Source organism: Brevundimonas olei (assembly GCF_037055245.1).
Taxonomy (GTDB): Bacteria; Pseudomonadota; Alphaproteobacteria; order Caulobacterales; family Caulobacteraceae; genus Brevundimonas; species Brevundimonas olei.
This window is the reverse complement of sequence record NZ_CP146369.1, coordinates 990,933-1,012,885: the sequence shown is the minus strand read 5'-3', so window position 1 is coordinate 1,012,885 and position 21,953 is coordinate 990,933. Positions and strand designations below refer to the sequence as shown.

14 protein-coding genes are annotated in these 21,953 nt (G+C 67.0%); 10 read left to right on the top strand and 4 right to left on the bottom strand.

Annotation, left to right across the window (positions count from 1 at the left end; all coding sequences use genetic code 11):
* Window positions 1-290 precede the first annotated feature (290 nt).
* Window positions 291-3,137, top strand: coding sequence for a TonB-dependent receptor (locus tag V8J38_RS04815; RefSeq protein ID WP_338578117.1), 2,847 nt, complete (start codon window positions 291-293; stop codon window positions 3,135-3,137).
* Between the two features lie 92 nt (window positions 3,138-3,229).
* On the opposite strand, the gene lldD is transcribed toward V8J38_RS04815, so the two are convergent.
* The 3 genes from lldD to V8J38_RS04800 are packed head-to-tail and all read right to left on the bottom strand — an operon-like array spanning window position 3,230 to window position 5,963.
* On the bottom strand, window positions 3,230-4,369 hold the full coding sequence (gene lldD / locus V8J38_RS04810; RefSeq protein WP_338578116.1) for an FMN-dependent L-lactate dehydrogenase LldD: 1,140 nt from the start codon (window positions 4,367-4,369) through the stop codon (window positions 3,230-3,232).
* A 10-nt stretch (window positions 4,370-4,379) separates the two neighbouring features.
* Window positions 4,380-5,141, bottom strand: a complete 762-nt coding sequence (locus V8J38_RS04805; protein ID WP_312219235.1) for an SDR family NAD(P)-dependent oxidoreductase — start codon at window positions 5,139-5,141, stop codon at window positions 4,380-4,382.
* A gap of 24 nt (window positions 5,142-5,165) precedes the next feature.
* Window positions 5,166-5,963, bottom strand: a complete 798-nt coding sequence (locus V8J38_RS04800; RefSeq protein WP_291776967.1) for an IclR family transcriptional regulator — start codon at window positions 5,961-5,963, stop codon at window positions 5,166-5,168.
* Between the two features lie 150 nt (window positions 5,964-6,113).
* On the opposite strand from V8J38_RS04800, the gene rhmD reads away from it, so the two are divergent.
* The 8 genes from rhmD to V8J38_RS04760 all read left to right on the top strand — a co-directional run bounded on the left by rhmD (window position 6,114) and on the right by V8J38_RS04760 (window position 18,003).
* Entirely contained in the window at window positions 6,114-7,319 is a 1,206-nt protein-coding gene (rhmD, locus tag V8J38_RS04795) for an L-rhamnonate dehydratase (protein WP_291776969.1), read from the top strand.
* A gap of 12 nt (window positions 7,320-7,331) precedes the next feature.
* Window positions 7,332-8,195 (top strand): fumarylacetoacetate hydrolase family protein, encoded by an 864-nt coding sequence (locus V8J38_RS04790; RefSeq protein ID WP_338578115.1) that lies wholly within the window; start codon window positions 7,332-7,334, stop codon window positions 8,193-8,195.
* Window positions 8,192-8,944 (top strand): SDR family NAD(P)-dependent oxidoreductase, encoded by a 753-nt coding sequence (locus tag V8J38_RS04785; RefSeq protein ID WP_338578114.1) that lies wholly within the window; start codon window positions 8,192-8,194, stop codon window positions 8,942-8,944. Before V8J38_RS04790 ends, V8J38_RS04785 begins: the two co-directional genes overlap by 4 nt.
* 13 nt (window positions 8,945-8,957) lie before the next feature.
* Complete coding sequence (locus V8J38_RS04780) at window positions 8,958-9,860, top strand: amidohydrolase family protein (RefSeq protein WP_338578113.1); 903 nt, start codon at window positions 8,958-8,960, stop codon at window positions 9,858-9,860.
* 61 nt (window positions 9,861-9,921) lie between these two features.
* A complete protein-coding gene (locus tag V8J38_RS04775) occupies window positions 9,922-11,187 on the top strand; it encodes a sugar MFS transporter (protein ID WP_338578112.1) in 1,266 nt (421 codons plus the stop codon).
* Window positions 11,187-13,472 carry a hypothetical protein gene (locus tag V8J38_RS04770; RefSeq protein ID WP_338578110.1) on the top strand — a complete coding sequence of 762 codons (2,286 nt, stop codon included), beginning with the start codon at window positions 11,187-11,189 and terminating at the stop codon, window positions 13,470-13,472. Before V8J38_RS04775 ends, V8J38_RS04770 begins: the two co-directional genes overlap by 1 nt.
* 31 nt (window positions 13,473-13,503) lie before the next feature.
* Window positions 13,504-14,994, top strand: coding sequence for an oligogalacturonate lyase family protein (locus tag V8J38_RS04765; protein WP_338578109.1), 1,491 nt, complete (start codon window positions 13,504-13,506; stop codon window positions 14,992-14,994).
* A gap of 267 nt (window positions 14,995-15,261) precedes the next feature.
* A complete protein-coding gene (locus V8J38_RS04760; RefSeq protein WP_338578108.1) occupies window positions 15,262-18,003 on the top strand; it encodes a TonB-dependent receptor in 2,742 nt (913 codons plus the stop codon).
* 146 nt (window positions 18,004-18,149) lie between these two features.
* On the opposite strand, the gene V8J38_RS04755 is transcribed toward V8J38_RS04760, so the two are convergent.
* Window positions 18,150-19,532, bottom strand: a complete 1,383-nt coding sequence (locus V8J38_RS04755) for a glycoside hydrolase family 28 protein (RefSeq protein WP_338578107.1) — start codon at window positions 19,530-19,532, stop codon at window positions 18,150-18,152.
* A 157-nt stretch (window positions 19,533-19,689) separates the two neighbouring features.
* Here V8J38_RS04755 and V8J38_RS04750 point away from each other — a divergent pair, with 157 nt between their 5' ends.
* Window positions 19,690-21,936: a glycoside hydrolase family 88 protein gene (locus tag V8J38_RS04750; RefSeq protein ID WP_338578106.1), complete on the top strand. Its 2,247-nt coding sequence runs from the start codon at window positions 19,690-19,692 to the stop codon at window positions 21,934-21,936.
* Window positions 21,937-21,953 lie beyond the last annotated feature (17 nt).

The window sequence follows — 21,953 nt, the reverse complement described above, 5'->3', positions numbered from 1 at the left end:
GAAGGGAGACGGCGACAGGCATGAAAACGCCCGCCTGGGCGGCGCTGACGATGTCTCCCTCAAGGGCCGGGGGACGTCAGGCGCCGGCTCCGGTTGTTGTTTCGCAGGGTTCAAACCTTAGCCGGAGGAGCGTTTCGCCATCATCTTGCCACAGGATAAAAAACGTGCGTAGCTCTGTATGACACCGGTGGAACTCGCTGACAAACAGCAATTGACACCGGTTCCCGCGAAAGCGGCGACCTGAACTGGGACGGGCGTTCCCTGGCGGGTCCAACTGGGAGGAGAACCATATGCCCTATCACGCCGCCCCTGCGCGCGCCTCGCTGCTGCTCGGCGCCTCGCTCGCCGTCTTGACCTTCGCCGGCGCGGCGCAGGCTCAGTCGACGCCAGCCGACGACCAGCCGACCGCCGTCGACGAAATCGTCGTCACCGGCTTCCGCGCCAGCCTGCAGAACGCGCTCAACATCAAGCGCAAGGAAGCCGGGGTGGTGGACGCCATCTCGGCCGAAGACATCGCCGATTTCCCCGACACCAACCTGGCGGAATCGATCCAGCGCATCCCCGGCGTCTCCATCGACCGCGACGCGGGCGAAGGCCGCTCCATCACGGTGCGCGGCCTCAGCTCGGAGTTCACCCGCACCCGCATCAACGGCATCGAAGCTCAGGCGACCACCGGCGCCACGGACTCCTCGGGCGGCGTGAACCGCGGCCGCGGGTTCGACTTCAACGTCTTCGCCTCCGAACTTTTCAACAACATCACCGTGCGCAAGACCGCCTCGGCCGAGGTTGAGGAAGGCTCCCTGGGCGCCACCGTCGATCTGCGCACGGCCCGGCCGTTCGACTATTCAGGCTTCAACGCCGTGGCCTCGGTCCAGGGCGGCTACAACGACCTGTCGGAGAACTGGAGCCCGCGCTTCGCCGGCCTGATCTCCAATACCTGGATGGACGGCAAGTTCGGTGCCCTGCTGTCGCTGGCCTACAGCGACAAGAGCTCCATCGAGGAAGGCTTCAGCTCGGTGCGCTGGGGTCCGGCCAATGGAGACAACGGCTTCCTGAACCCCGAGGCCCTGCCCGGCGGCAAGGATGCGGCCGGCGGCCTGTTCCACCCGCGCATTCCGCGCTACGGCCGTCTGAGCCACGAGCAGGAGCGTCTGGGCGCGACCCTGTCTCTGCAATGGCGCCCCTCGGACGCCACGACGATCAGCTTGGACGGCCTCTATTCCAAGCTGGATTCGACCCGTCAGGAGAACTTCCTCGAGGCCTGGTCGTTAAGCCGCAACGCCAGCCAGGGCGGCAAGCCTGGAGTTACGATCGTCGACGCCGTCGCCGACGCAGAAACGGGCGAACTGGTCTACCTGCTCCTCGACGGCATGGACATGCGCACGGAAGAGCGCTTCGACGAGCTGAAGAGCGAATTCTCGCAGTATACGCTGGAGATCGAACACGACTTCTCGGACAGCGTGCGCTTCAGGGGCGTGGCGGGTCGTTCCGAGTCGACGTTCGACAACCCCCTCCAGGTCAACGCCATCATCGACCATCAGGACGGCGCCGGCTGGTCGATCGATTTCCGCGACAATCGCGACCTGCCCAAGATCGACTACGGCTTCGACGTCACGGATCCCAACCAATGGACCATCACCGGTCCGGCCGGCGTCCAGCCCCTCTCAGAACTGCGTATGTCATCCAGTTCGCAGAGCAACACCTATACGACCTTCGAAGGCGCCTTCGAGTTCGACATCGACGACCGCATGACGTTCAAGGTCGGCGCCAGCTACAAGGAGTATCAGTCTGAAGGCTCAGGCTATGCTCGCAAGACCAACACCGCGCCCGCCATACCGGGGGGAGCCTCGATCGGCGGCCTGACCTATCTGCTCGACGGCTTCGGCAGGAATCTGGATCTGCCTGCAGGCTCAGCCACCGCCTGGATTTCGCCGAACCTCGACGCGATCGTGAAAGCCTATGGAGCCGATTGCCTGTGCGACACCGGCGTGGCTGGCGGCGACTTCCGTCTGCTGGGCCTTGAAAACGGGTCCACGGCTCTGGGCAGCTGGCGCGACGTGACGGAAAAGGACACCGGCCTATGGGCCCAGTTGGACTGGAACACCGAATGGGTCGGCATGCCGGTCCGCGGCAACTTCGGCGCGCGCTGGGTGAACACCGAGATCGAGGCCGCCGGCTACTCCTCTCTCAGCGGAGTGACGACGCGCATCACCGGCGCCAACAACTATGACGACATCCTGCCGTCGCTGAACCTGTCGATCGAGCCGGTCGAAAACGTCATGGTCCGCTTCGGCGCCGCCCGCGTCATGGCGCGCCCGCCCGTGACCAGCCTGGTGCCGGTCTTCTCGCTCAGCGCGCCGAACGCCGCCAACCGCACGGCGTCGCTGGGCAATGTGAACCTGGACCCTTACCGCGCCGACACCTTCGACCTGTCGCTGGAATGGTATTTCGCGCCGGAGTCCCTGCTGTCGCTGGCGTTCTTCTACAAGGACATCTCGACCTACGTTCAGACGACCCAGCAACGGCTGACTTATGCTCAACTGACGGCGATGAACCCGGAAGCCTTCCCCGCCGCCGCAGACCGTCCCCCGGCGGAAGATTACGTCTTCAGCCGTCCGACCAACACGCCGGGCGGCCCGCTGAAGGGCTTCGAGATCAGCTATCAGCAGCCCTTCACCTTCCTGCCGGGCGCCTTCTCGAACCTGGGCGTCCAGGCCAACTTCACCCATGTGGAGTCGGAGATCGACTACTGCACCACCGCCGCCTGCACCGCCTATGTGACGGCCAATCTGGTGAACCTGTCGCCCGACGCCTGGAACGCCACGCTCTACTATGACGACGGTCGGTTCAACGCCCGGGTGTCGGCGGCCTATCGCGACACCTACTACCAGCAGGTGCCGGCCTCCAACGGCGGCTCGCGCGGCATCGTCGCCACCGGCAAGACCGAGACGCTCAGCATCGACGCCTCGGCTTCGTTCGACGTCACCGACCACCTGACGCTGACCCTCGAGGGCATCAACCTCACGGACGAGGCCAACCGCCAGAACCACGGCGAGCTCGATGGGGTGCGGGACAGCACCTACGTCTACCACCACACCGGCCGTCAGGTGTTCGTGGGCGCCCGCTACAAGTTCTGACGCTTTCCACCGCCCTCCTGAGCGGTGAAACCTGGGCGCCGGCGATCCATTCGCCGGCGCCTTTTTCTTGAAGAAGCCGCGACCGGCCCGGATCAGGCCAGGGCGTTGCGGTCCAGTTGATCCACGCGCGTGACGCCGGTCAGCGCCATGGCCACCTTCATCTCGGCCGCCATCAGGTTCAGGACGTGGCTGACCCCCGCCTCTCCCCGCGCCGCCAGGGCATAAGCCCAGGCCCGTCCGATCAGCACGCCGTCGGCGCCCAGAGCCAGCATTCGCGCGACGTCTAGGCCGCTGCGGATTCCGCCGTCGGCCAGGACCGTCAGCCGCCCCCCGACCGCCTCGGCGATCGGCGGCAGGGCGCGGGTCGAGGACAGGACGCCGTCCAGCTGACGCCCGCCGTGGTTCGACACCACCAAGCCGTCAGCCCCGAGATCGGCCACGCGCCGAGCGTCGTCGGCGTCCAGCACGCCCTTGATGATCAGCGGCCCCTTCCAGCGCTCACGCACCCAGGCCAGGTCGTCCCAGGTCACGGTGGGATCGAAGTTGTCGCGCATCCAGGCGAAGAAGTCGTCGATGCCCGTCTTGCCCTTCAGCACCAGCGCGACATTGCCCAGCGAGTGGGGGCCGCCGTTGACGCCCACATCCCAGGCCCAGGCGGGTCGGCCGACCGCCTGCAACGCGCGACGCATGTCGCCGAAGAAGCCCGACGCCCCCGCCAACCCTGAGTGATAGTCGCGATAGCGCGAACCCGGCACCGGCATGTCGACCGTGAAGACCAGAGCGGGACATTTCGCCTGTTCGGCCAGATCCAGCAGGTCGGCCATGAAGGCGCGATCGCGGATCATGTAGAGCTGGAACCAGAAGGGCGTCGGACTGCCCGCCGCCACCTCTCCGATCGAACAGGCGCCGACCGTGGACAGGGTGAAGGGCACGCCGAAGGCGGCGGCGGCGCGGGCGGCCTGAACCTCGCCGCGCCTCGCATTCATGCCCGCCAGACCGACCGGCGCGAGCGCGACCGGCAAACTGACCTCTTGTCCGAACAGGGTCGTGGACAGGTCGATGTCCGACACGTCGCGCAGCACCCGCTGACGCAGGGCCACGTCGCGCAGGTCGCTGACGTTCCGCCCCAGCGTCGTCTCGGCATAGGAGCCGCCGTCGATGTATTCGAACAGGAATCGCGGCAGGCGGCGACGCGCCAGTTCGCGATAGTCGGAGATGGAGGCCGCCTTCATGCTGGACGGCCTATTGCAGGTTCACGAAGGCGCCGCCGTCGACCAGCAGGGCCGCGCCGGTGACATAAGCCGCCATGTCCGAGGCCAGGAAGGCCACGGCGCCGCCGATGTCCTCGGGCTGGCCCAGACGGCCCAGCGGGATGCGACCTTCCATGTATTCCCGCTTCTTCGGGTCGGCCAGGTCGTCCTTGTTGATGTCGGTCAGAATGGTGCCGGGCAGGACCGAATTGCAGCGGATGCCGTGCTTGCCCAGGGCGATGGCGCAGGACTGCATCAGACTGTGCACGCCCGCCTTGGTCGGAGTGTAGTGGGTCTGGAACTCGCCGCCGACCAGGGCCGAGATCGAACTGATGGCGACAATGGCGCCGCCGTTTCCCTGCTTGACCATCTGGTTCGCGGCGGCCTGGGTCATGAAATAGGCGCCGTGGAGGTTGACCTCCATGGTGCGCTTCAGCGTCTCCGCCGGCATGTCGAGGAAGGCGTGGAACGGGCAGATGCCGGCGTTGGAGACGAAGACGTCCACCTTGCCGAAGGCCTCGACGGCGGCCTCGACGAAGGCGGCCGCCGTTTCCGGCAGGGCCACGTCGCCCTCGACCGAGATGCAACGGCGCCCCTGCGCCTCGACCGCGGCGATCACCTCGGCCGCAGCAGAGCCGCCCGAGTGGCTGTTGATGGCGACGTCCGCGCCCTGCCTGGCCATTTCCACGGCCACGGCGGCCCCGATGCCTCGCGATCCCCCGGTGATGAGGACGACCTTGTCTTTAAGCAGCATGGAGGCTCCGTACAGTAAGCGTGTTCAGGTTTTAGGGGTCCAGCCCAGGTCGCCGCTGATGGCGTTGGCGGCGTCGGTGACCGTCTTGGTCAGTTCGGCCATTCGGGCGTCGGACATGTATTGAGCGGCGGACGAGACGCTGATCGCGGCCACGATATGCCCGTCGACGGACCGAATCGGCGCGGCGACGCAGCGGACCTGATCCTCGTTCTCCTCAAGGTCGAAGGCGTGGCCCTTCTCGGCGTAGCTGCGCATCCGCTCCAGCCAGACCGCGCGCGAGGCGGCGTCGAATTCGGCCCCTTCTGGCGCGTAGAAGTCGCACCATTCCGGCTCGCTCTTGTCCAGAATCAGCGCCTTGCCCAGTCCGGTGGAGGCGATGGGGTGACGCTCGCCGAGGCGCGAACCGATATTCACGCGGCGACGACCGGGGACCTTGTCCAGGTAAAGCGCATGACGACCGTCCAGCACGCCCAGGTGCACCGTGTCGTCGGTCACCGTGGACAGATGCTCCAGATAGGGCCGGGCGACGCGCGGCAGATGCATCTGCTGGCTGGCGGCGTGGCCCAGCTCCAGCAGCTTGGGTCCCAGGGAATAGCCCTCGCGCGGGCGGAACGACAGGATTCGCCGGTCGACCAGGGCCGAGGCTAGGCGATGGGTGGTGCTGCGCGTCAGTTCGAGCTTTTCCGACAGCTCCGCCAACGGAAGGGAGCCGTCGATCAGGGCGTCGATCACGTCCAAGCCGCGCAGAAGGGTCTGGCTGCCGGAGGCCTTCGCCCCGACCTCCGCTTCGCCGTCCGCCTGTTCGCTCTTGATTGACGCCATTCGTCCCATCTCGTAATCCTCATTCCCAGAATGTAGCAAAAGACGCAAGCTGATCCCCGCAACAGGGATCGAGTTTGACGCCACGCTCGGAGGAATGCCAGTGAAATCCCGCATTATGGGAGTTATGTGCCGAAATATGGTGCATGCCCGATGAGCCGCCTGCCCAGGATCAAGCACGTCCGCGCCTTCGTCGTGAAAAACGACGGCACAGGCGCCAATCAGGGCGGCGGCGCCGACTATCACGACCAGGGCGACGGCCACTGGATTGACGACCACATCGCCACCCCGATGGCGAAGTATCCGGAATACCGTCAGAGCCGCCGCAGCTTCGGCATCAATGTGCTCGGCACCCTGGTGGTGGAGATCGAGGCCGACAACGGCGTCGTCGGCTTTGCGGTGACGACCGGCGGCGAACCCGCCGCCTATATCGTCGAGAAGCACCTGGCCCGCTTCCTGGAGGGCCGCGATCCGTCCGAGGTCGAGAAGATCTGGGACCAGATGTATTTCTCGACCCAGTATTACGGCCGCAAGGGGCTGGTCGTGAACGCCATCTCCGGCGTGGACCTGGCGCTGTGGGATCTGCTTGGCCGCCTGCGTCAGGAGCCGGTCTTCGCCATGCTGGGCGGGGCCGTGCGCGACGAACTGACCTTCTACGCAACCGGCGCGCGCCCGGATAAGGCCAAGGAACTGGGCTTCATCGGCGGCAAGATGCCCCTCCACCACGGCCCGGCCGAGGGGGAAGAGGGCCTGCGCAAGAACCTGGCCGAGCTTGAGGCCATGCGGAACGCCTGCGGCGACGACTTCTGGCTGATGTTCGACTGCTGGATGGCGCTCGATCTCAACTACGCCACCCGCCTGGCCCATGAGGCCCACAAGCTGGGCCTGAAGTGGATCGAGGAGGCCCTCAGCCCCGACGACTACTGGGGCTATCAGGCGCTGAAGAAGAACGCGCCCAAGGGCATGCTGGTCACCACCGGCGAGCATGAAGCCACCCGCTGGGGCTTCCGCATGCTGCTGGAGATGGAATGCTGCGACATCATCCAGCCCGACGTGGGCTGGTGCGGCGGCGTGACCGAACTGCAGAAAATTTCCGCCCTGGCCGACTCCAAGGGCGTGCTGATGATCCCGCACGGATCGTCCGTCTATTCCTACCACTTCGTCGTGACGCGCCATAACAGCCCGTTCGCGGAGTTCCTGATGATGGCTCCGGGCGCCGACGAAGTCGTGCCCATGTTCCATCCGCAGTTGATCGGCGAGCCCGTTCCGGTGAACGGCAAGCTGAAAGTTCCCGACACCCCCGGTTTCGGCGTCGAGCTGAACCGCGACATCGCCCTGCACCGCCCCTACGCCCGATAATAAGGCCTCCCCATGAAACTCCTGCGTTACGGCCCTGTGGGCCAGGAAAAGCCCGGCACTCTCGATTCAGAGGGCCGCATCCGCGATCTGTCCGGCATTGTCGCCGACATCACGCCCGACCAGCTGTGGGGCGAAGGCCTCGCCGCGCTGAAGGCCGTCGATCCCGAGAGCCTGCCTCTGGTCGAGGGCTCGCCCCGCTATGGCGTGCCGGTGAACGGCGTGCGCAAATTCATCGCCATCGGCCTGAACTTCGCCGACCACGCCGCCGAATCCAACCTGCCGATTCCGGAAGAACCCGTGGTCTTCACCAAGGCCGTCTCCTGTTTGACGGGCCCGAATGATACCGTTGTCATTCCTCGTGGTTCGGAAAAGACCGACTGGGAAGTCGAGCTGGGCATCGTCATCGGCAAGCGCGCCTCCTACGTCGAACAGGCGGACGCCCTGAACCACGTGGCGGGCTACGTCCTGATCAATGACGTGTCCGAGCGCGCCTTCCAGACCGAGCGCGGCGGCACCTGGGACAAGGGCAAGGGCTGCGACACCTTCGGCCCGGTCGGCCCCTGGATCGTCACCGCCGACGAGATCGGGGACGTGCAGCAACTCGACATGTGGCTGGACCTGAACGGCAAGCGCATGCAGACCGGCAACACCAAGACCATGATCTTCGGCGTCGCCGAGATCGTCTCCTACGTCAGCCAGTTCATGACGCTGGAGCCGGGCGACCTGATCACCACGGGCACCCCGCCCGGCGTCGGCCTGGGCCAGAAGCCCGAGCCCTTCTATCTGAAGGCGGGCGACGTCATGGAGCTGGGGATCGAGAAGCTGGGCGTGCAACGCCAGCAGGTCGTCGCCTGGTCGAAGGACGCCGCCGCATGAGCGCCTATGAAGGACGTTTCGCCGGCCGCACCGCCGTCGTCACCGGCGGGGCCTCGGGTCTGGGCAAGGCTTCGGCCGCCCGCATCATCGCCGAAGGCGGCAAGGTCGTCCTCTGGGACCTGAACGCCGAGACGCTCAAGGCCGCCGCCGAAGAGATCGGCGCGGCCGGGGTCGTCGCCCTGGACGTCGCCGACCCTGACGCCGTCGCCGCCGCCGCCGCCGAATCGCACAAGATCCTGGGCGGACGCATCGACATCCTGGTCGCCTCGGCCGGCATCACCGGCGCCACCGTTCCGGTGCAGGAGTTCCCGGTCGACAGCTGGAAGCGCGTGGTCGACATCAATCTGAACGGCGTCTTCTACTGCTGCCGCGCCGTCACGCCCTATATGCTCGACAGCGGCTACGGCCGGATCGTCAACGTGGCCTCGGTCGCGGGCAAGGAAGGCAATCCCAACGCCAGCGCCTATTCGGCGTCCAAGGCCGGGGTGATCGGCTTCACCAAGTCCCTGGGCAAGGAGCTGGCCGGCAAGGGCGTCATCGCCAACAGCCTGACCCCCGCCACCTTCGAAAGCCCGATCCTGGAACAGCTGCCGCAGAGCCAGGTGGACTACATGCGCTCCAAGATTCCGATGGGCCGTCTGGGCGAGGTCGAGGAGAGCGCCGCCATGATCTGCTTCATGGCCTCCGAGGAATGCAGCTTCACCACCGCCTCGACGTTCGATACGTCGGGCGGCCGCACCACCTATTAAAGGAGCGCCGCAAGTGGGCCGCGACCTTCGCATCGTCGATTGCCACGTCCACTTGTGGGACCTGTCGCGCGCTCGCTACGGCTGGCTGCAGGACGATCCCCTGCCGAACAATCCGGCGGGGGACATGTCCCCGATCGCCCACCAAGACTACCTGCTGAAGGACTATCTGGCCGACACGGCGAACTGGCGCGTCGACAAGATCGTCCACGTCGAGGCCGGCCAGCCGCGCGGCGCGCAGCTGGCCGAGACGGACTGGCTTCAGGCCATGGCCGACGACTACGGCTATCCGCACGGCGTAGTCGCCGGGGCGGACCTGACCGATCCCGATCTGGACGCCCTGCTGGAGGCCCACGCCGCCCGGTCCAGCGTCCGGGGCGTGCGCCAGATCGTCTGCTGGCACGTCGATCCGAAGAAGACCTACAATCCAACCGACCCCCTGCTCGACCCCGCGTGGCGCGCGGGCTTCGGCAAGCTGGCCCGCCACGGCCTGTCGTTCGACCTGCAGCTCTATCCGTCGCAGATGGCCGAGGCGGTCGAACTGGCCGACGCCCATCCCGACATCCCCCTGATCATCAACCACGCCGGTCTGCCGACCGATCGCGACGAGGCCGGCATGGCCGTCTGGCGCGCCGGGCTGAAGGCTCTGGCCGAACGCCCCCAGGTCTCGATCAAGATTTCCGGCCTCGGCATCACCGACCGCGCCTGGACGCCCGATAGCATCCGACCGGTCGTGCTGGAGTGCATCGACATCTTCGGCGCCCGCCGGGCGATGTTCGCCAGCGATTTCCCGGTCGAGCGAGTCCACGGCGCGTTCGACGCCTTCTATTCCGCCTTCGACGCGATCACGGCCGACTTCACGGCCGAGGAACGCGACCGCCTGTTCGCCGCAAACGCCGAGGCGATCTACCGCATCTGATCCATCGTTCGCCGAGCCCGCAGCAAGACGGAGCCGGACCGAGGAAGCCCGAGAGGACGACATGAGTATCGAAACCGACGCCGCCCACACGCCCGGGGGCCTCGCCCTGCCCGCCGGAAACCTGCGCGGACCGCTGGCTTTCGCCATCGGCTGCTTCCTGATCTGGGGGCTGGCCTATGGCCTGCTGGACGTGCTGAACAAGCACTTCCAGGAAACGCTCAGCATCAGCCAGGCGGACAGCTCCTGGCTGCAGATCGCCTATTTCGGCGCCTATCTGCTGCTCAGCCTGCCGGCGGGCATGTTGCTGAACGCGCGCGGCTACAAGTTCGGCATCGTCTCTGGCCTCTGCGTCACCGCCATCGGCGCCCTGCTCTTCATCCCGGCGGCCAATGCGGGCGCCTTCCTGCCCTTCGTCGGATCCATGTTCGTGCTGGCCGCCGGCCTGTGCGTGCTCGAGACGGCCGCCGACACCTACGTCAACGTTCTGGGCGACCCGGCCAAGGCCTCGCAGCGCCTGAACCTGGCCCAGTCGTTCAACGCCCTGGGCGTCTTCATCGGCCCGATGATCGGCGGCGCGGTCTTCTTCAGCCCGACGACGACCGAAGCCCTGGGCGGCGCCACCCGCTCGATCCAGATCGTCTACGGTCTAATCGCCGTGGCCGTCCTGCTGTTCGCCGCCGTCGTCTGGCGCGCCCGCCTGCCCGAAACCGGCCTGGCCGACCACGGCGAGTCCGTTGCGGGCGACGCCCCGGCCAAGCCCTTGTCCCAGCAGCCTCACTTCATCGCCGGCGTGGTGACCCAGGCCCTCTACATCGGCGCCCAGGTCGGCATCGGCGCCTACTTCATCAATCTGGTGACCCACAACTGGCAGGACCTGACGTCGCAACAGGGCGCCTACATGCTGTCGCTGGCCGCCATCGGCTATCTGGTCGGGCGCTTCGCCGCCACGGGCCTGTTGCTCAAGGTCAAGCCGCGCGCCCTGCTGACCACCTACGGCGTCATCAACGTCATCCTGACGCTGATCGTCTCGGCGGGCATCGACAAGGTGTCGCCCATCGCCCTGATCGCCGTCTTCTTCTTCATGTCGACCATGTTCGCCACCATCTTCGCCCTGGGCACCACGGGCCTGGGGGCCAGCACCAAGAAGGCGTCGTCCCTCATGGTCATGGCCATCGGCGGCGGCGTCCTGCTGCCCTGGCCCATGGGCAAGCTGGCGGACCTGTACGGCGCCAACATCGCCTTCCTGCTGCCCGCCGCCTGCTTCGCCGTCGTCGCCTGGTACGGCTGGAAGGGCGCGGGCCTGGGCCTGAAGGCGGAGGCCTCGTGATGCGTCTGCGCTCCGCCCTCCTCGCCTGCACCCTCCTGGCCGGCGCTCCGCTGGCCGCCTGCGCCCAGACAGTCCAGCCCGTCGCCGCGGTCGCGCCTGCGACGCCGATCGACCGGCAGGCCCTGGTCACGCGCCACAACGTCGTCCTGACCGGCGTGGATCGTCACGCCCCGATCATGCTGGGCAATGGCGATCTGGGCTTCACCGCCGACATCACCGGCCTGCAGACCTTCCCGGAGCAGTATTCCGAACTGGCCCCCCTGCTGACCATGGCCCAATGGGGCTGGCACAGCTTCCCCAATCCCGAGGGCTATACCGAGCAGGACGGCCTCGTGAACGTCCCCGTCCCCGGCCGGGGCGAGCAGCCCTACGCCTGGATGAAGTCCTGGGCGGATGCAGAGACCAACCCCGCCTACACCTGGCTGCGGGCCAATCCGCATCGCATCTCGCTCAGCCGCATCGGCCTGACGTTCAATGACGGCCGCACGCTGGACTTCGCCAAGGTGGCCGTCTCGCGCCAGACGCTGGATCTGTGGACCGGCGCCCTGACCAGCCGCTTCACCTATGACGGCCAGCCCGTCGAGGTCGTGAGCCGCGTCCATCCGACCCTGGACATGGTGATGGTCGAGATCTCCTCGTCTCTGGTCGCGTCTCAGGGCCTGGGCGTTCAGGTCCGCTATCCGGCCGTGAACCCGGCCATCAACCCCGATCCCACCAGCTTCGAAGCAACGGGCGCCCAGGGCCTTGAGGTCGTCGCCTTCGATACGGGCGACGTCCGCATTCGTCGGACGCTGGACGACACCGTCTACTATTCAGGCATCATCGGCTCGGGAAAGATCGAACAGAGCGGGGCCGACAGCTTCAGCGTCGTCGCCAACGGCCGCGACCGGCTGACCGTCATGGTCCGTTTCGATCAACAGGCCGACAAGACTCTCGCGCCCGCCTATTCCGCCAGCGTTGAGGCCGTCACCCGGCACTGGAACGCCTTCTGGAGCGAGGGCGGCGCCGTCGACTTCTCGGGTTCGACCGATCCGCGCGCTCATGAGCTGGAGCGTCGCGTGGTGCTGTCGCAGTATCTGTCCGCCGTGAACGGCGCCGGCGAGCTGCCGCCACAGGAAGAGGGTCTCTTCTCCAACTCCTGGTACGGCAAGTTCCACCTGGAGATGCACCCCTGGCACGCCGGCTGGCAGGCCATGTGGGGCCGCCCCGAAATGCTGGAGCGCAGCCTGCCCTGGTATCTGGGCAACCTCGACAACGCCCGCGCCGAGGCCGCGCGTCACGGGGTCAAGGGCGCCTGGTGGCCCAAGATGGTCGGGCCCGAGGGCCGCAACAGCCCCAGCCTGGTCTCGCCCTTCATCATGTGGCAGCAGCCGCACCCGATCCTGCTGTCTGAACTGATCTGGCGATCGGAAAAGGACCCTGCCGTCCTGGGCCGCTACGCCGAACTGGTCGAGGCTACCGCCGACCTGCTGGCCTCCTGGCCGATCGAGGCGAACGGCCATCTGAACCTCGGCGCGCCGATGATCCCGGCCCAGGAAAACTATGATCCCCTGACCACGATCAACCCGACCTTCGAGGTCGAGTATTTCCGCTGGGCGCTGGAGACCGCCCAGCAATGGCGCGTTCGTCAGGGCCAGCCCCGCCGCGCCGACTGGGATCAGGCCCTGGCGAAGATCGCCCCGCCCGCGATGAAGGACGGCCTCTACCTGCCGGTCGAGAGCGTGCCGGACTTCTGGGAGACGGCCATGTCCGACGCCTGCCGCAAGCACGCGGCGGCCGCCCAGTGCAAGAACCGCGACCATCCCTCCTTCCTGATGGCCTACGGCTTCATTCCCGGCGCCCGCATCGACCCGGACGCCATGCGCCGCACCTTCGAGGCGGTGGAGCGGAACTGGGACGTGCGTCAGACCTGGGGCTGGGACTTCCCCATGATGGCCATGACCGCCGCCCGCCTGGGCGAACCGGAAAAGGCCGTCGACTGGCTGTTCGCCGATCTGAAGAACAACCAGTGGGGCGTCACCGGCATGACCCCGCGCGTCCACCTGGACGAGCACGCCGACGAACTGGTGCCGGTCTCGGCCGGAGCCGGCGGCGTCGAGATGGCGGTCAACCCCGACGGCGCCGGCTATCGCCGGGCGGCCGAGACCTACTTCCCCTCCAACGGCTCCCTGCTGATGGCGGTGGGCCTGATGGCCGGCGGCTGGGACGGTGCGACCGGCCACGCGCCCGGCTTCCCCAAGGAAGGCTGGACCGTGCGGGTCGAAGGCCTGACGCCCGCTCCCTGACCCTGCTTTGCGATTACACAAGGAACGCCCGATGACGACGTCCCGACGCCTTGCCCTGAAGGCCCTGCTGGCCGCCCCCGCTCTGGCCACCCCCGCCCTGGCGGCCCCCGCCGGCGCAACCGCAGCGCGATCCGCTGCGCCGCAAGCCGCCGCTCCCCTGATCGAACCACCCCTGCCGCCGGAGGGCCAGGTTCCCGCCTGGCCTGCTCCAAACACCGCGCCGCCGTCGACCCAGGAGACGCCGCACCAGGCGCCGCAATGGTCGGGCCCGGTCCCGCGCGAATGGGTCGATCCGCGCACAGGCCATCGCATCCGCCGGGTCTCGCCCGACGGCGGCGGCGGCAAGCCCTACTTCTACAAGAACATGTTCCTGCCGGCGAAGGCGGGCGCGCCCGACCTCATGGTCATCTCCACGCCCCAGGGCATCTCGACCGTGGACCTGAAGACCTGGGCGCTCAGCGTGCTGGTTCCCGACCAGAACGCCGATCTGATGTTCACGGGGCGCAAGGGCCGCAACGTCTATTATTCGGTCACCGAGCCGGGCGAGTCCCAGCTGATGGACCGCGCCAAGACCCTCTACGTCATCGATGCGGACACCCGGCGCGTGCGCCGGATCGGCCGCATTCCCAACGGCCAGGTCAATTCGGTCAATGCCGACGAGACCCTCCTGCTCGGCTTCGTCGCCTATGATTCCCAGCCGCTCCAGCCCGGCGTCGGCGACCCGCGCAACCGCCGCTTCGACCAGGCCGAATACGAAGCTGCCGGGCCGGACGGAAAGCCGCTGAACTTCGCTCGCGCCAAGGGCGTGCGGATGCTGCAGCGCTGGGCCGCCCGCTATCCGATGGAGATCTTCGTCATCGACATGGCGACCGGCGAACGCCGCGTGATCCACAAGACCAATGAATGGATCGGCCACACCCAATTCTCGCCGACCGATCCCGATCGCATCATCTTCTGCCACGAAGGCCCCTGGCACCGGGTCGACCGCATGTGGACGATGAAGGTCGACGGCTCGGACCTGCGCAAGACGCACCAGCGGACCATGAATTTCGAGATCTTCGGCCACGAGTGGTTCAGCCCCGACGGCAGGCAGGTGCTCTATGATCTGCAGACGCCGCGCGGCCAGGTCTTCTGGGTCGCCTCCGTGGACCTGGAGACAGGCAAGCGCGTCTATCGCAGGGTCGAACAGAACGACTGGTCGGTGCACTACAACGTCTCGCCGGACGGACGGATATTCGCGGGCGACGGCGGCGACGGCGACATGGTGGCCCATGCGCCGGACGGAAAATGGCTTGTCCTGCTGCGTCCCGAGCCGATCGTCGACGAGGATCCGTCCAGCGACAAGGACGATCAGATCAGCGTCGAGTATCTGCGATCGCAGCGCCTGGTCGACCTGTCGAACCATGACTACCGGCTGGAGCCCAACCTGACCTTCACGCCGGACGGCCGATGGATCGTCTTCGTCTCCAACATGCATGGCGCCAATCACGTCTATGCGGTGGAGGTGGCGCGGGCGGCCTGACGCCCGCCGTCTCCCCCTCTACGAAAAAGGGCTCCGGAGCGATCCGGGGCCCTTCCTGTTTCGGCGGCACCTTGAAGCAGGTTCCGTAACCTCATGAAATCGTTTCTGTTTTCGTAGCTCACCGCGGTCTTGCACGGAGGCCGACAAGAGCCTGTTGCAAAAAGCGGGAAGCTGTTGCAAGAAGTGACACGCGTATCGTCCAACTATACGCAACAGCATACCAACAAATGACACCGGTGCCACGGGCTTCGGTGCGGGGAGAGAAATATGGCACGACCCTTCCGCAACGTCCGCGCCCTCTGTGTCGCCGGCGCTTCCGCCACCGCCCTGATGTGGGGCGTTGCGCCCGCCATGGCCCAGGACGCCGCCGATCAGACCACGGGCGAGCACGCCACCGTCGTCGACGAGATCGTCGTCACCGGCTTCCGCTCCAGCCTTCAGCAGGCGCTGAACGTCAAGCGCCGCGAGGCCGGCGCCGTCGACGCCATTCTGGCTGAAGACATCGCCGACTTCCCCGACCAGAACCTGGCCGAGGCCATCCAGCGCCTGCCCGGCGTGACCATCGAACGGGTCAACGGTCAGGGCACGACCATCTCGGTGCGCGGCCTGGGCGCCGACTTCACCCGCACCCGCATCAACGGCCTGGAGGCCCAGGCGGCGTCGGGCGGCAACCGCAACCGCAGCTTCGACTTCTCGATGTTCGCGTCCGAGCTGTTCAACAGCATCAAGGTCCGCAAGACCCAGTCGGCCGAGATCGAGGAAGGCTCGCTGGGATCGACCGTCGACCTGCAGACCGGCCGCCCGCTGGACTTCGCGAACAGCGGCTTCAACTCCGCCCTGTCAGTCCAGGCCTCCTACAACGACCTGTCGGAAAAGACCGTCCCGCGCACGGCCGGCCTGCTGAGCTGGTCGAATGACAGCAAGACCTTCGGCATCCTGGGCTCCATCGCCTATTCCGAACGTTCGCCGATCCTCGAGAGCTTCAACACGACCCGTTGGCAGAAGGGCGACCCGACGAAAGCCTACGGCGTTGGTCAGAACTTCGGCGGTTGCGTTCCCTGCACCACAGAGGCCCAGCGCACTGAACTGCTGAACGCCTTCTATCCGCGCATCCCGCGCTACACCTTCGGCAACACCCAGGAAGACCGCCTGGGCATGACCGGCGCGCTGCAATGGCGCCCCAGCGACCGCACCGAGGTCGTCCTGGACCTGCTGTGGTCTCGCCTGAACTCCGAACTGGAAAGCCCCAACGTCGAGGCCTGGGCATTCAGCCGCGCGGCCGTCAACAACGTCATCGTGCGCGACTACGCCATCGACGCCGGCAAGAACGCCCTGTCCTACGGCGTGTTCGACAACATGCTGGTGCGCTCGGAAAACGGCTTCACCCGCAATGAAAGCACCTTCGCCCAGGCCTCGCTGAACGTCCGCCACGACTTCACGGATCGCCTGCGCGGCAACATGAAGCTGGGCCTCAACAAATCGGAAGCTCGCACGCCGACAAACGTCACCTACGCCTTCGAACAGGCGGGGGTGAACGGCTACACCATCGACTTCCGCGGCAACGATCGCCTGCCGATGATCGACTACGGCTTCGACATCACCTCGGGCAAGGACTTCACCCTGATCCAGGGCACGCGCTCCACCAGCGGCGGCGATTTCGACAACAACGTCTTCGCCGGCGCCCTGGAGTACGACTGGACGCCTTCCATCACCTTCAAGGCCGGCGGCGAATACCGCACCTACGGCTTCAGCACCTGGGGCGTGGCGCGGGCTCAGACGGCTACGGCGGGCGCTGACCGGATCACCGGCGTGGACGCCCTGGGCAAGATCGTCAGCATCGACGGCAAGATCGGCGTGCCGTCGGGGTCGGACCTGAGCTTCATCGTTCCCGACATCTCGAAGATCAACGACTTCCTCAGCGTCTACGACGACCCGCTGGTGCCGAACCGCAGCGAGCGCGAAGTCGACGAAACGGACAAGGGCGTCTTCGTCCAGGCCGACTTCAACACCGAGGTCGCCAACATGACGGTGCGCGGCAACGTCGGCGTCCGCTACGCCAAGACGGAAGTCGAATCCAAGGGCTGGCAGACGATCACCGTCAAGGATGACGCCGGCAACACGACCACCAGCTACGACTACGTCACCGCCTATAACGACTACGACGACGTCCTGCCGTCGTTCAACCTGGCCATCGAACCGCGCGACGACCTGGTGATCCGCCTGGGCGCCGCCAAGGTGATGTCGCGTCCGACCCTGGGCGACCTGACTCCGGGCGGCGGCGTCTCGCCGACCACGCGCACCGTGTCCTACGGCAACCCGCTGCTGGATCCGTTCCGCGCCACCAACTACGACCTGTCGGTCGAGTGGTACTTCCAGAACGAAGGCCTGCTGGCCGCCGCCGTCTTCTACAAGGACATCGACAGCTTCATCACCTCGGTGACGGAATCGATCGTCTGGAGCGATCTGGGTCTGCCCGACGAACTGCTGCAAGGCGCCGCGCGTCCGACCGACGTCTTCCAGGTCACGCGCAAGCTCAACGGCGAGGGCGGTTCGCTGCACGGGCTGGAGATCCAGTACCAGCAGCCCTTCACCTTCCTGCCCGGCCTGTGGTCGAACTTCGGCTTTATCGGCAACTTCACCTATGTCGACTCTGAGGTCGACTATGGCGCCGCCGGCAAGAACCGCCTGACGGGTCAGTCGAAGAACACCTTCAACACGACGCTGTATTACGAGGACGGCCCCTTCCAGGCCCGTATCTCGGCGGCCTACCGCAGCGGCTATCTGATGTCGTTCCCGGGCGGCAACGGCAACTCGGAAGAGGGCATGAACGCAACGACCTACGTCGACGCCTCGATGTCCTACGACATCTCGGACAGCATGACGATCTCGCTGGAAGGCATCAACCTGACCGACGAGTACAATGATCGCTATGTCGATGAGACGAACCGCATCTCGGACTACCGTCACACGGGTCGCGAGATCGCTATCGGATTGCGCTGGAAATACTGATTCACCTCCCTGAACCTTTCAGCGTACCACTCGGCCCGGAGCATCTGCTCCGGGCCTTTTTTCTGTTCGGCTCCCTGCATTTGGGCGAAGAAAAACCCCGACGCCGGAACGCCGGGGCTTGAACAGTCCGTTCCGGACAAAACGCCTCAGAGGCCGACCACGCCGCGCGACGCCGTGACCTTGGGTCCCGTTCCGTCCAGGGTGTCGATGTCGCAGTCGATGAAGCGCCAGTTGTCGGCGTTGGCGATGGTCCCCGCCTCGCGCACGTCCCAACGCAACCGCTCGAAGGTGAAGTCGCGCAGGGGCGCTTCCTCATAGGCGGCGGCCTCGAAGCCGATCTTGCCGCCCACCGCCCTGATGTCCGACAGGCGCACGTCGCGGATGCGGGGCACGCCCTGCTCGCGCGGGACCGGCGTCGCCAGCGCCCGCCAATAGTCCGGAACATCCGTCATGCCCGCCGGAATCTGGGCGTAGGAGTAGTTCGGATACCAGTTGAGATTCACCCGGAACAGGGTCGCCACGTCCTGCAGATGGATGTCCCGCAGGGCGATGTTGTTGATGACCCCGCCGCGCGTGTGGCCCGACTTGAAGAAGATTCCCAGCGGCACGGGGTATTCGATCCGCAGGCCCGACACCTCGATGTCCTGGAACCCGCCCGAGGTCTCGCTGCCGAAGGTCATGCCGGCCAGGGCGTCGCGCACGATGCAGTCGCGCACCTTCACCTCGCGGCAGGGTCGGGCGACCCTCAGGCCGTCCCAGTCGCGCCCCGCCTTGATGCAGATGGCGTCGTCGTTGACCGACAGGTCGCAGCGCTCGACCAGCACCCGCTCCGAGGAATCGATGTCGATCCCGTCGGTCGAGGGGCCCCGGCCGCCTAGGTTGTTGCGGATGATCAGGTCCGACACCTTCACGTCGCGCGAATAGCAGACGTGCACGGTCCAGAAGCCCGAACGCGCCAGGTTCAGGCCTGACACCTCGACCTGATCCGCGTCATAGACATGGATCAGGCGCGGGCGGCGACAATCGTAGTCCGCCGCCCAGCGCAGGTCGCGGGGGTCATAATCGCGCCGCATCGCCCAATAGGCGTCCCAGAAGACCTTGCCGTCGCCGTCGACCAGCCCTTCGCCGGTGATGCGGGCGTTCCGCTCGCGATAGACGTTCAGCAGGCCCGCGGGCCACTCCATCTCGATCCCGGCGACGCGCGTGCGCACCATGGGGTAGGCGGCGATGTCGCGCAGCCCCTTCAGCGTCGCGCCGCGCCCGATCAGCAGGGTGACGTTCGACTTCACGAACAGTGAGCCGGACAGATAGACGCCGGGCTTCAGCACCACCGTGCCGCCGCCCGCCCCCGCCGCCGCGTCGATGGCGGCCTGGATCGGGCGGGTGTTGATGGTCTCGCCGTCCCCGACCGCGCCGAAGTCGGCGGCGTCGAAGGTCCGGCCGGTTCCCTGTGCCCAGGCGGGCGCGGCCGCCACGCCGGTCGCCAGGGCGCCGGTAATTCCGAGTTGCAACAAAGAGCGGCGATGCATAGGCGTTCCTCACATGGTCGCGCCGCAAGATGGACGGCGTCTTGTCGCGGTTCACCGGTGTCATTCCGGCTTGCGCTGGTTGAGGACCATTTTATGGTACGCATCAGCAAATAGTGAAACCCCAAACGCCACGGGGTCCGTACCGGAGAGAACGCCTGTGACGCTACGCCGCGCCGCCCCGACGATCGCCTTCCTGCTCGCCAGCACCGTCCTGACCGCACCTGCGCTCGCCCAACCGGCCGCAGGCGAGCCCTGGGCGCCGCAGTCCAACCCCGGCGTTGAGGCCGAATGGCTGACCGCGCGCCCGCGCCCCAACCTGGACTTCCGCGCGGACGCCCGCCCTTCGCGCGAACAGACCCTGGCGGCGGTCGAATACGTCGCCTCCTCCCAGATCACCGACATGGCCTCGCGTCCCCTGGCCCTGTCGACCGGCAGCAATCTGACGCAGATGTCGTCCAACTGGGTGGCCGCGACCTTCTACATCGGCGCGGCGCGGCTGGCGCGCGTCTCGGAGGACCCCGAGACCCTGCGCTTCCTGACGGCCGTGGCCGAGCACTACAACTACAGCCTGCGCGGCGCGCGCTCGGGTCCGACCATGCTGAACGCCGACGACCAGACCATCGGCGACCTGTATCTGGAGCTCTATTCGCGCCGGGGTCAGGACGGAGTGCTGATGCCGCTGCGCCAGCGGCTGGACTATATGATCCCGCACCTGAACCGCGCGACCGAGACTGACGCCCTGATCTGGTGGTGGGCCGACGCCCTCTACATGGCGCCGCCGGTTCTGGCGCGCATGTCGGCGGTGACCGGCGACCCGAAATACGTCCGCGCCATGGACAAGGAGTTCCGGCGCACCATCGACCGCCTGTGGGTCCCCGAGCAGCGCCTCTTCCTGCGCGACCAGCGCTTCGAGGGCCGCACCGAGGCCAATGGCCGGCCCGTCTACTGGAGCCGCGCCAACGGCTGGGTCATGGGCGGCCTGGCCCGCACCCTGGAGGCCATGCCCGCCGACTTCGAGGGCCGTCAGGACTACGTCGACATCTTCCAGGCCATGGCCGGACGCATCCGCGAACTGCAGCAGGACGACGGCCTGTGGCGCGCCAGCCTGCTGGCCCCCGAACTCTATCCTCAGGCCGAGACCTCGGGTTCGGTCTTCTACGTCTACGCCCTGGCCTGGGGGATCAACCACGGCCTGCTGGACCGTGCGACCTATGAGCCCGCCGTGCTCAAGGGCTGGGCCGCGCTCAACCGCCACGTCCTTCCCAGCGGCCTGATCGGCGCCACGCAGAAGACCGGCGACATGCCCGTGCCGACCGATCCGAACGAGGTCGGCCTCTACACCACCGGGACCTACATCCTGGCGGGGCTGGAGGTCGCCGACCTGAACGGTCCGCAAAAGAGCCTGCCCCTGGCCGAGCCCGCGCGCGATGCGCCCGAGGTGATCGCCGCCACCACGCCCGCGCCGCCCGCGCCGGTCACCGTCGTCGGCGAGGCCGAGATCAAACGGCGCGCCGAGGAGATGCAGGCGACCCGCGCCCTGGCCTATGACCCGTCCTCGCTGGGCCGCCCCGCCGAGGTCGAGCGCCTGACCTCGCCGCCCGCCGACCAGCAGCAGCCTCGCGCCGTCGTCCGCTTCGCGCCCGACCGCCTCGACGATCTTCTGTGGGAGAACGACCGCGTCGCGCACCGCATCTACGGTCCCGCCCTGGAGGCGCGAGAAGCGCCCTCCGGCTCGGGCGTCGACGTCTGGGCCAAGCGCGTCCGCTATCCCTACATGGACCGCCAGCTGCGCTTCCCCAATTACCACGTCGATCGCGGCGAGGGGCTGGACTACTACGACGTCGGTCGTGGTCGCGGCGCGGGCGGTCTGGGCGTCTGGTACGACAACAAGCTGTGGACCAGCCGCAACTTCTCGACCTATCGCATCGAGGCGACCGGCGGCGACGAGGCCCGCTTCAGCGTCGACTATCGCCCCTGGCCCGTCGACGTGACCCGCAAGGTCTGGGAGACGCGCGAGTTCAGCCTGCCGCTGGGCTCCAACTTCACCCGCATGACCTCGACCCTGAACTCGGACACGAGCGAGCCCCTGATCGTCGGCGTCGGCATATCCAAACGCCGCAACGCGGCGAGCGCCGGCTTCGTCACCCGCGACGCCGCCAACGGCCGCCTGATGTTCTGGGAGCCGGCCAATCCCGAGCACGGCTCCATCGGCATCGCCATCGCCGTCGACCCGGCCCAGGTCGAAGGCTTCGCCGAGGACGCCGACAACTATCTGATCCTGGTCCGCGTCACGCCGGGCCGGCCCTTCACCTACTACATGGGCTCCGCCTGGGACGGCGGCCTGGACTTCAAGACCCGCGAAGCCTGGGAAGCGCACGTGGCCTCCACGGCCCTGGCTTTCTGACCCTCGGCGGCAGGGGC

Excerpts from the sequence above, each read along its gene's own strand:
- V8J38_RS04760 (WP_338578108.1), top strand. The coding sequence starts at position 15,262 with ATGGCACGACCCTTCCGCAACGTCCGCGCCCTCTGTGTCGCCGGCGCT.
- V8J38_RS04815 (WP_338578117.1), top strand. The coding sequence starts at position 291 with ATGCCCTATCACGCCGCCCCTGCGCGCGCCTCGCTGCTGCTCGGCGCC.
- V8J38_RS04790 (WP_338578115.1), top strand. The coding sequence starts at position 7,332 with ATGAAACTCCTGCGTTACGGCCCTGTGGGCCAGGAAAAGCCCGGCACT.
- V8J38_RS04800 (WP_291776967.1), bottom strand. The coding sequence starts at position 5,963 with ATGGCGTCAATCAAGAGCGAACAGGCGGACGGCGAAGCGGAGGTCGGG.
- V8J38_RS04775 (WP_338578112.1), top strand. The coding sequence starts at position 9,922 with ATGAGTATCGAAACCGACGCCGCCCACACGCCCGGGGGCCTCGCCCTG.
- rhmD (WP_291776969.1), top strand. The coding sequence starts at position 6,114 with ATGAGCCGCCTGCCCAGGATCAAGCACGTCCGCGCCTTCGTCGTGAAA.
- V8J38_RS04785 (WP_338578114.1), top strand. The coding sequence starts at position 8,192 with ATGAGCGCCTATGAAGGACGTTTCGCCGGCCGCACCGCCGTCGTCACC.
- lldD (WP_338578116.1), bottom strand. The coding sequence starts at position 4,369 with ATGAAGGCGGCCTCCATCTCCGACTATCGCGAACTGGCGCGTCGCCGC.
- V8J38_RS04770 (WP_338578110.1), top strand. The coding sequence starts at position 11,187 with ATGCGTCTGCGCTCCGCCCTCCTCGCCTGCACCCTCCTGGCCGGCGCT.
- V8J38_RS04765 (WP_338578109.1), top strand. The coding sequence starts at position 13,504 with ATGACGACGTCCCGACGCCTTGCCCTGAAGGCCCTGCTGGCCGCCCCC.
- V8J38_RS04755 (WP_338578107.1), bottom strand. The coding sequence starts at position 19,532 with ATGCATCGCCGCTCTTTGTTGCAACTCGGAATTACCGGCGCCCTGGCG.
- V8J38_RS04805 (WP_312219235.1), bottom strand. The coding sequence starts at position 5,141 with ATGCTGCTTAAAGACAAGGTCGTCCTCATCACCGGGGGATCGCGAGGC.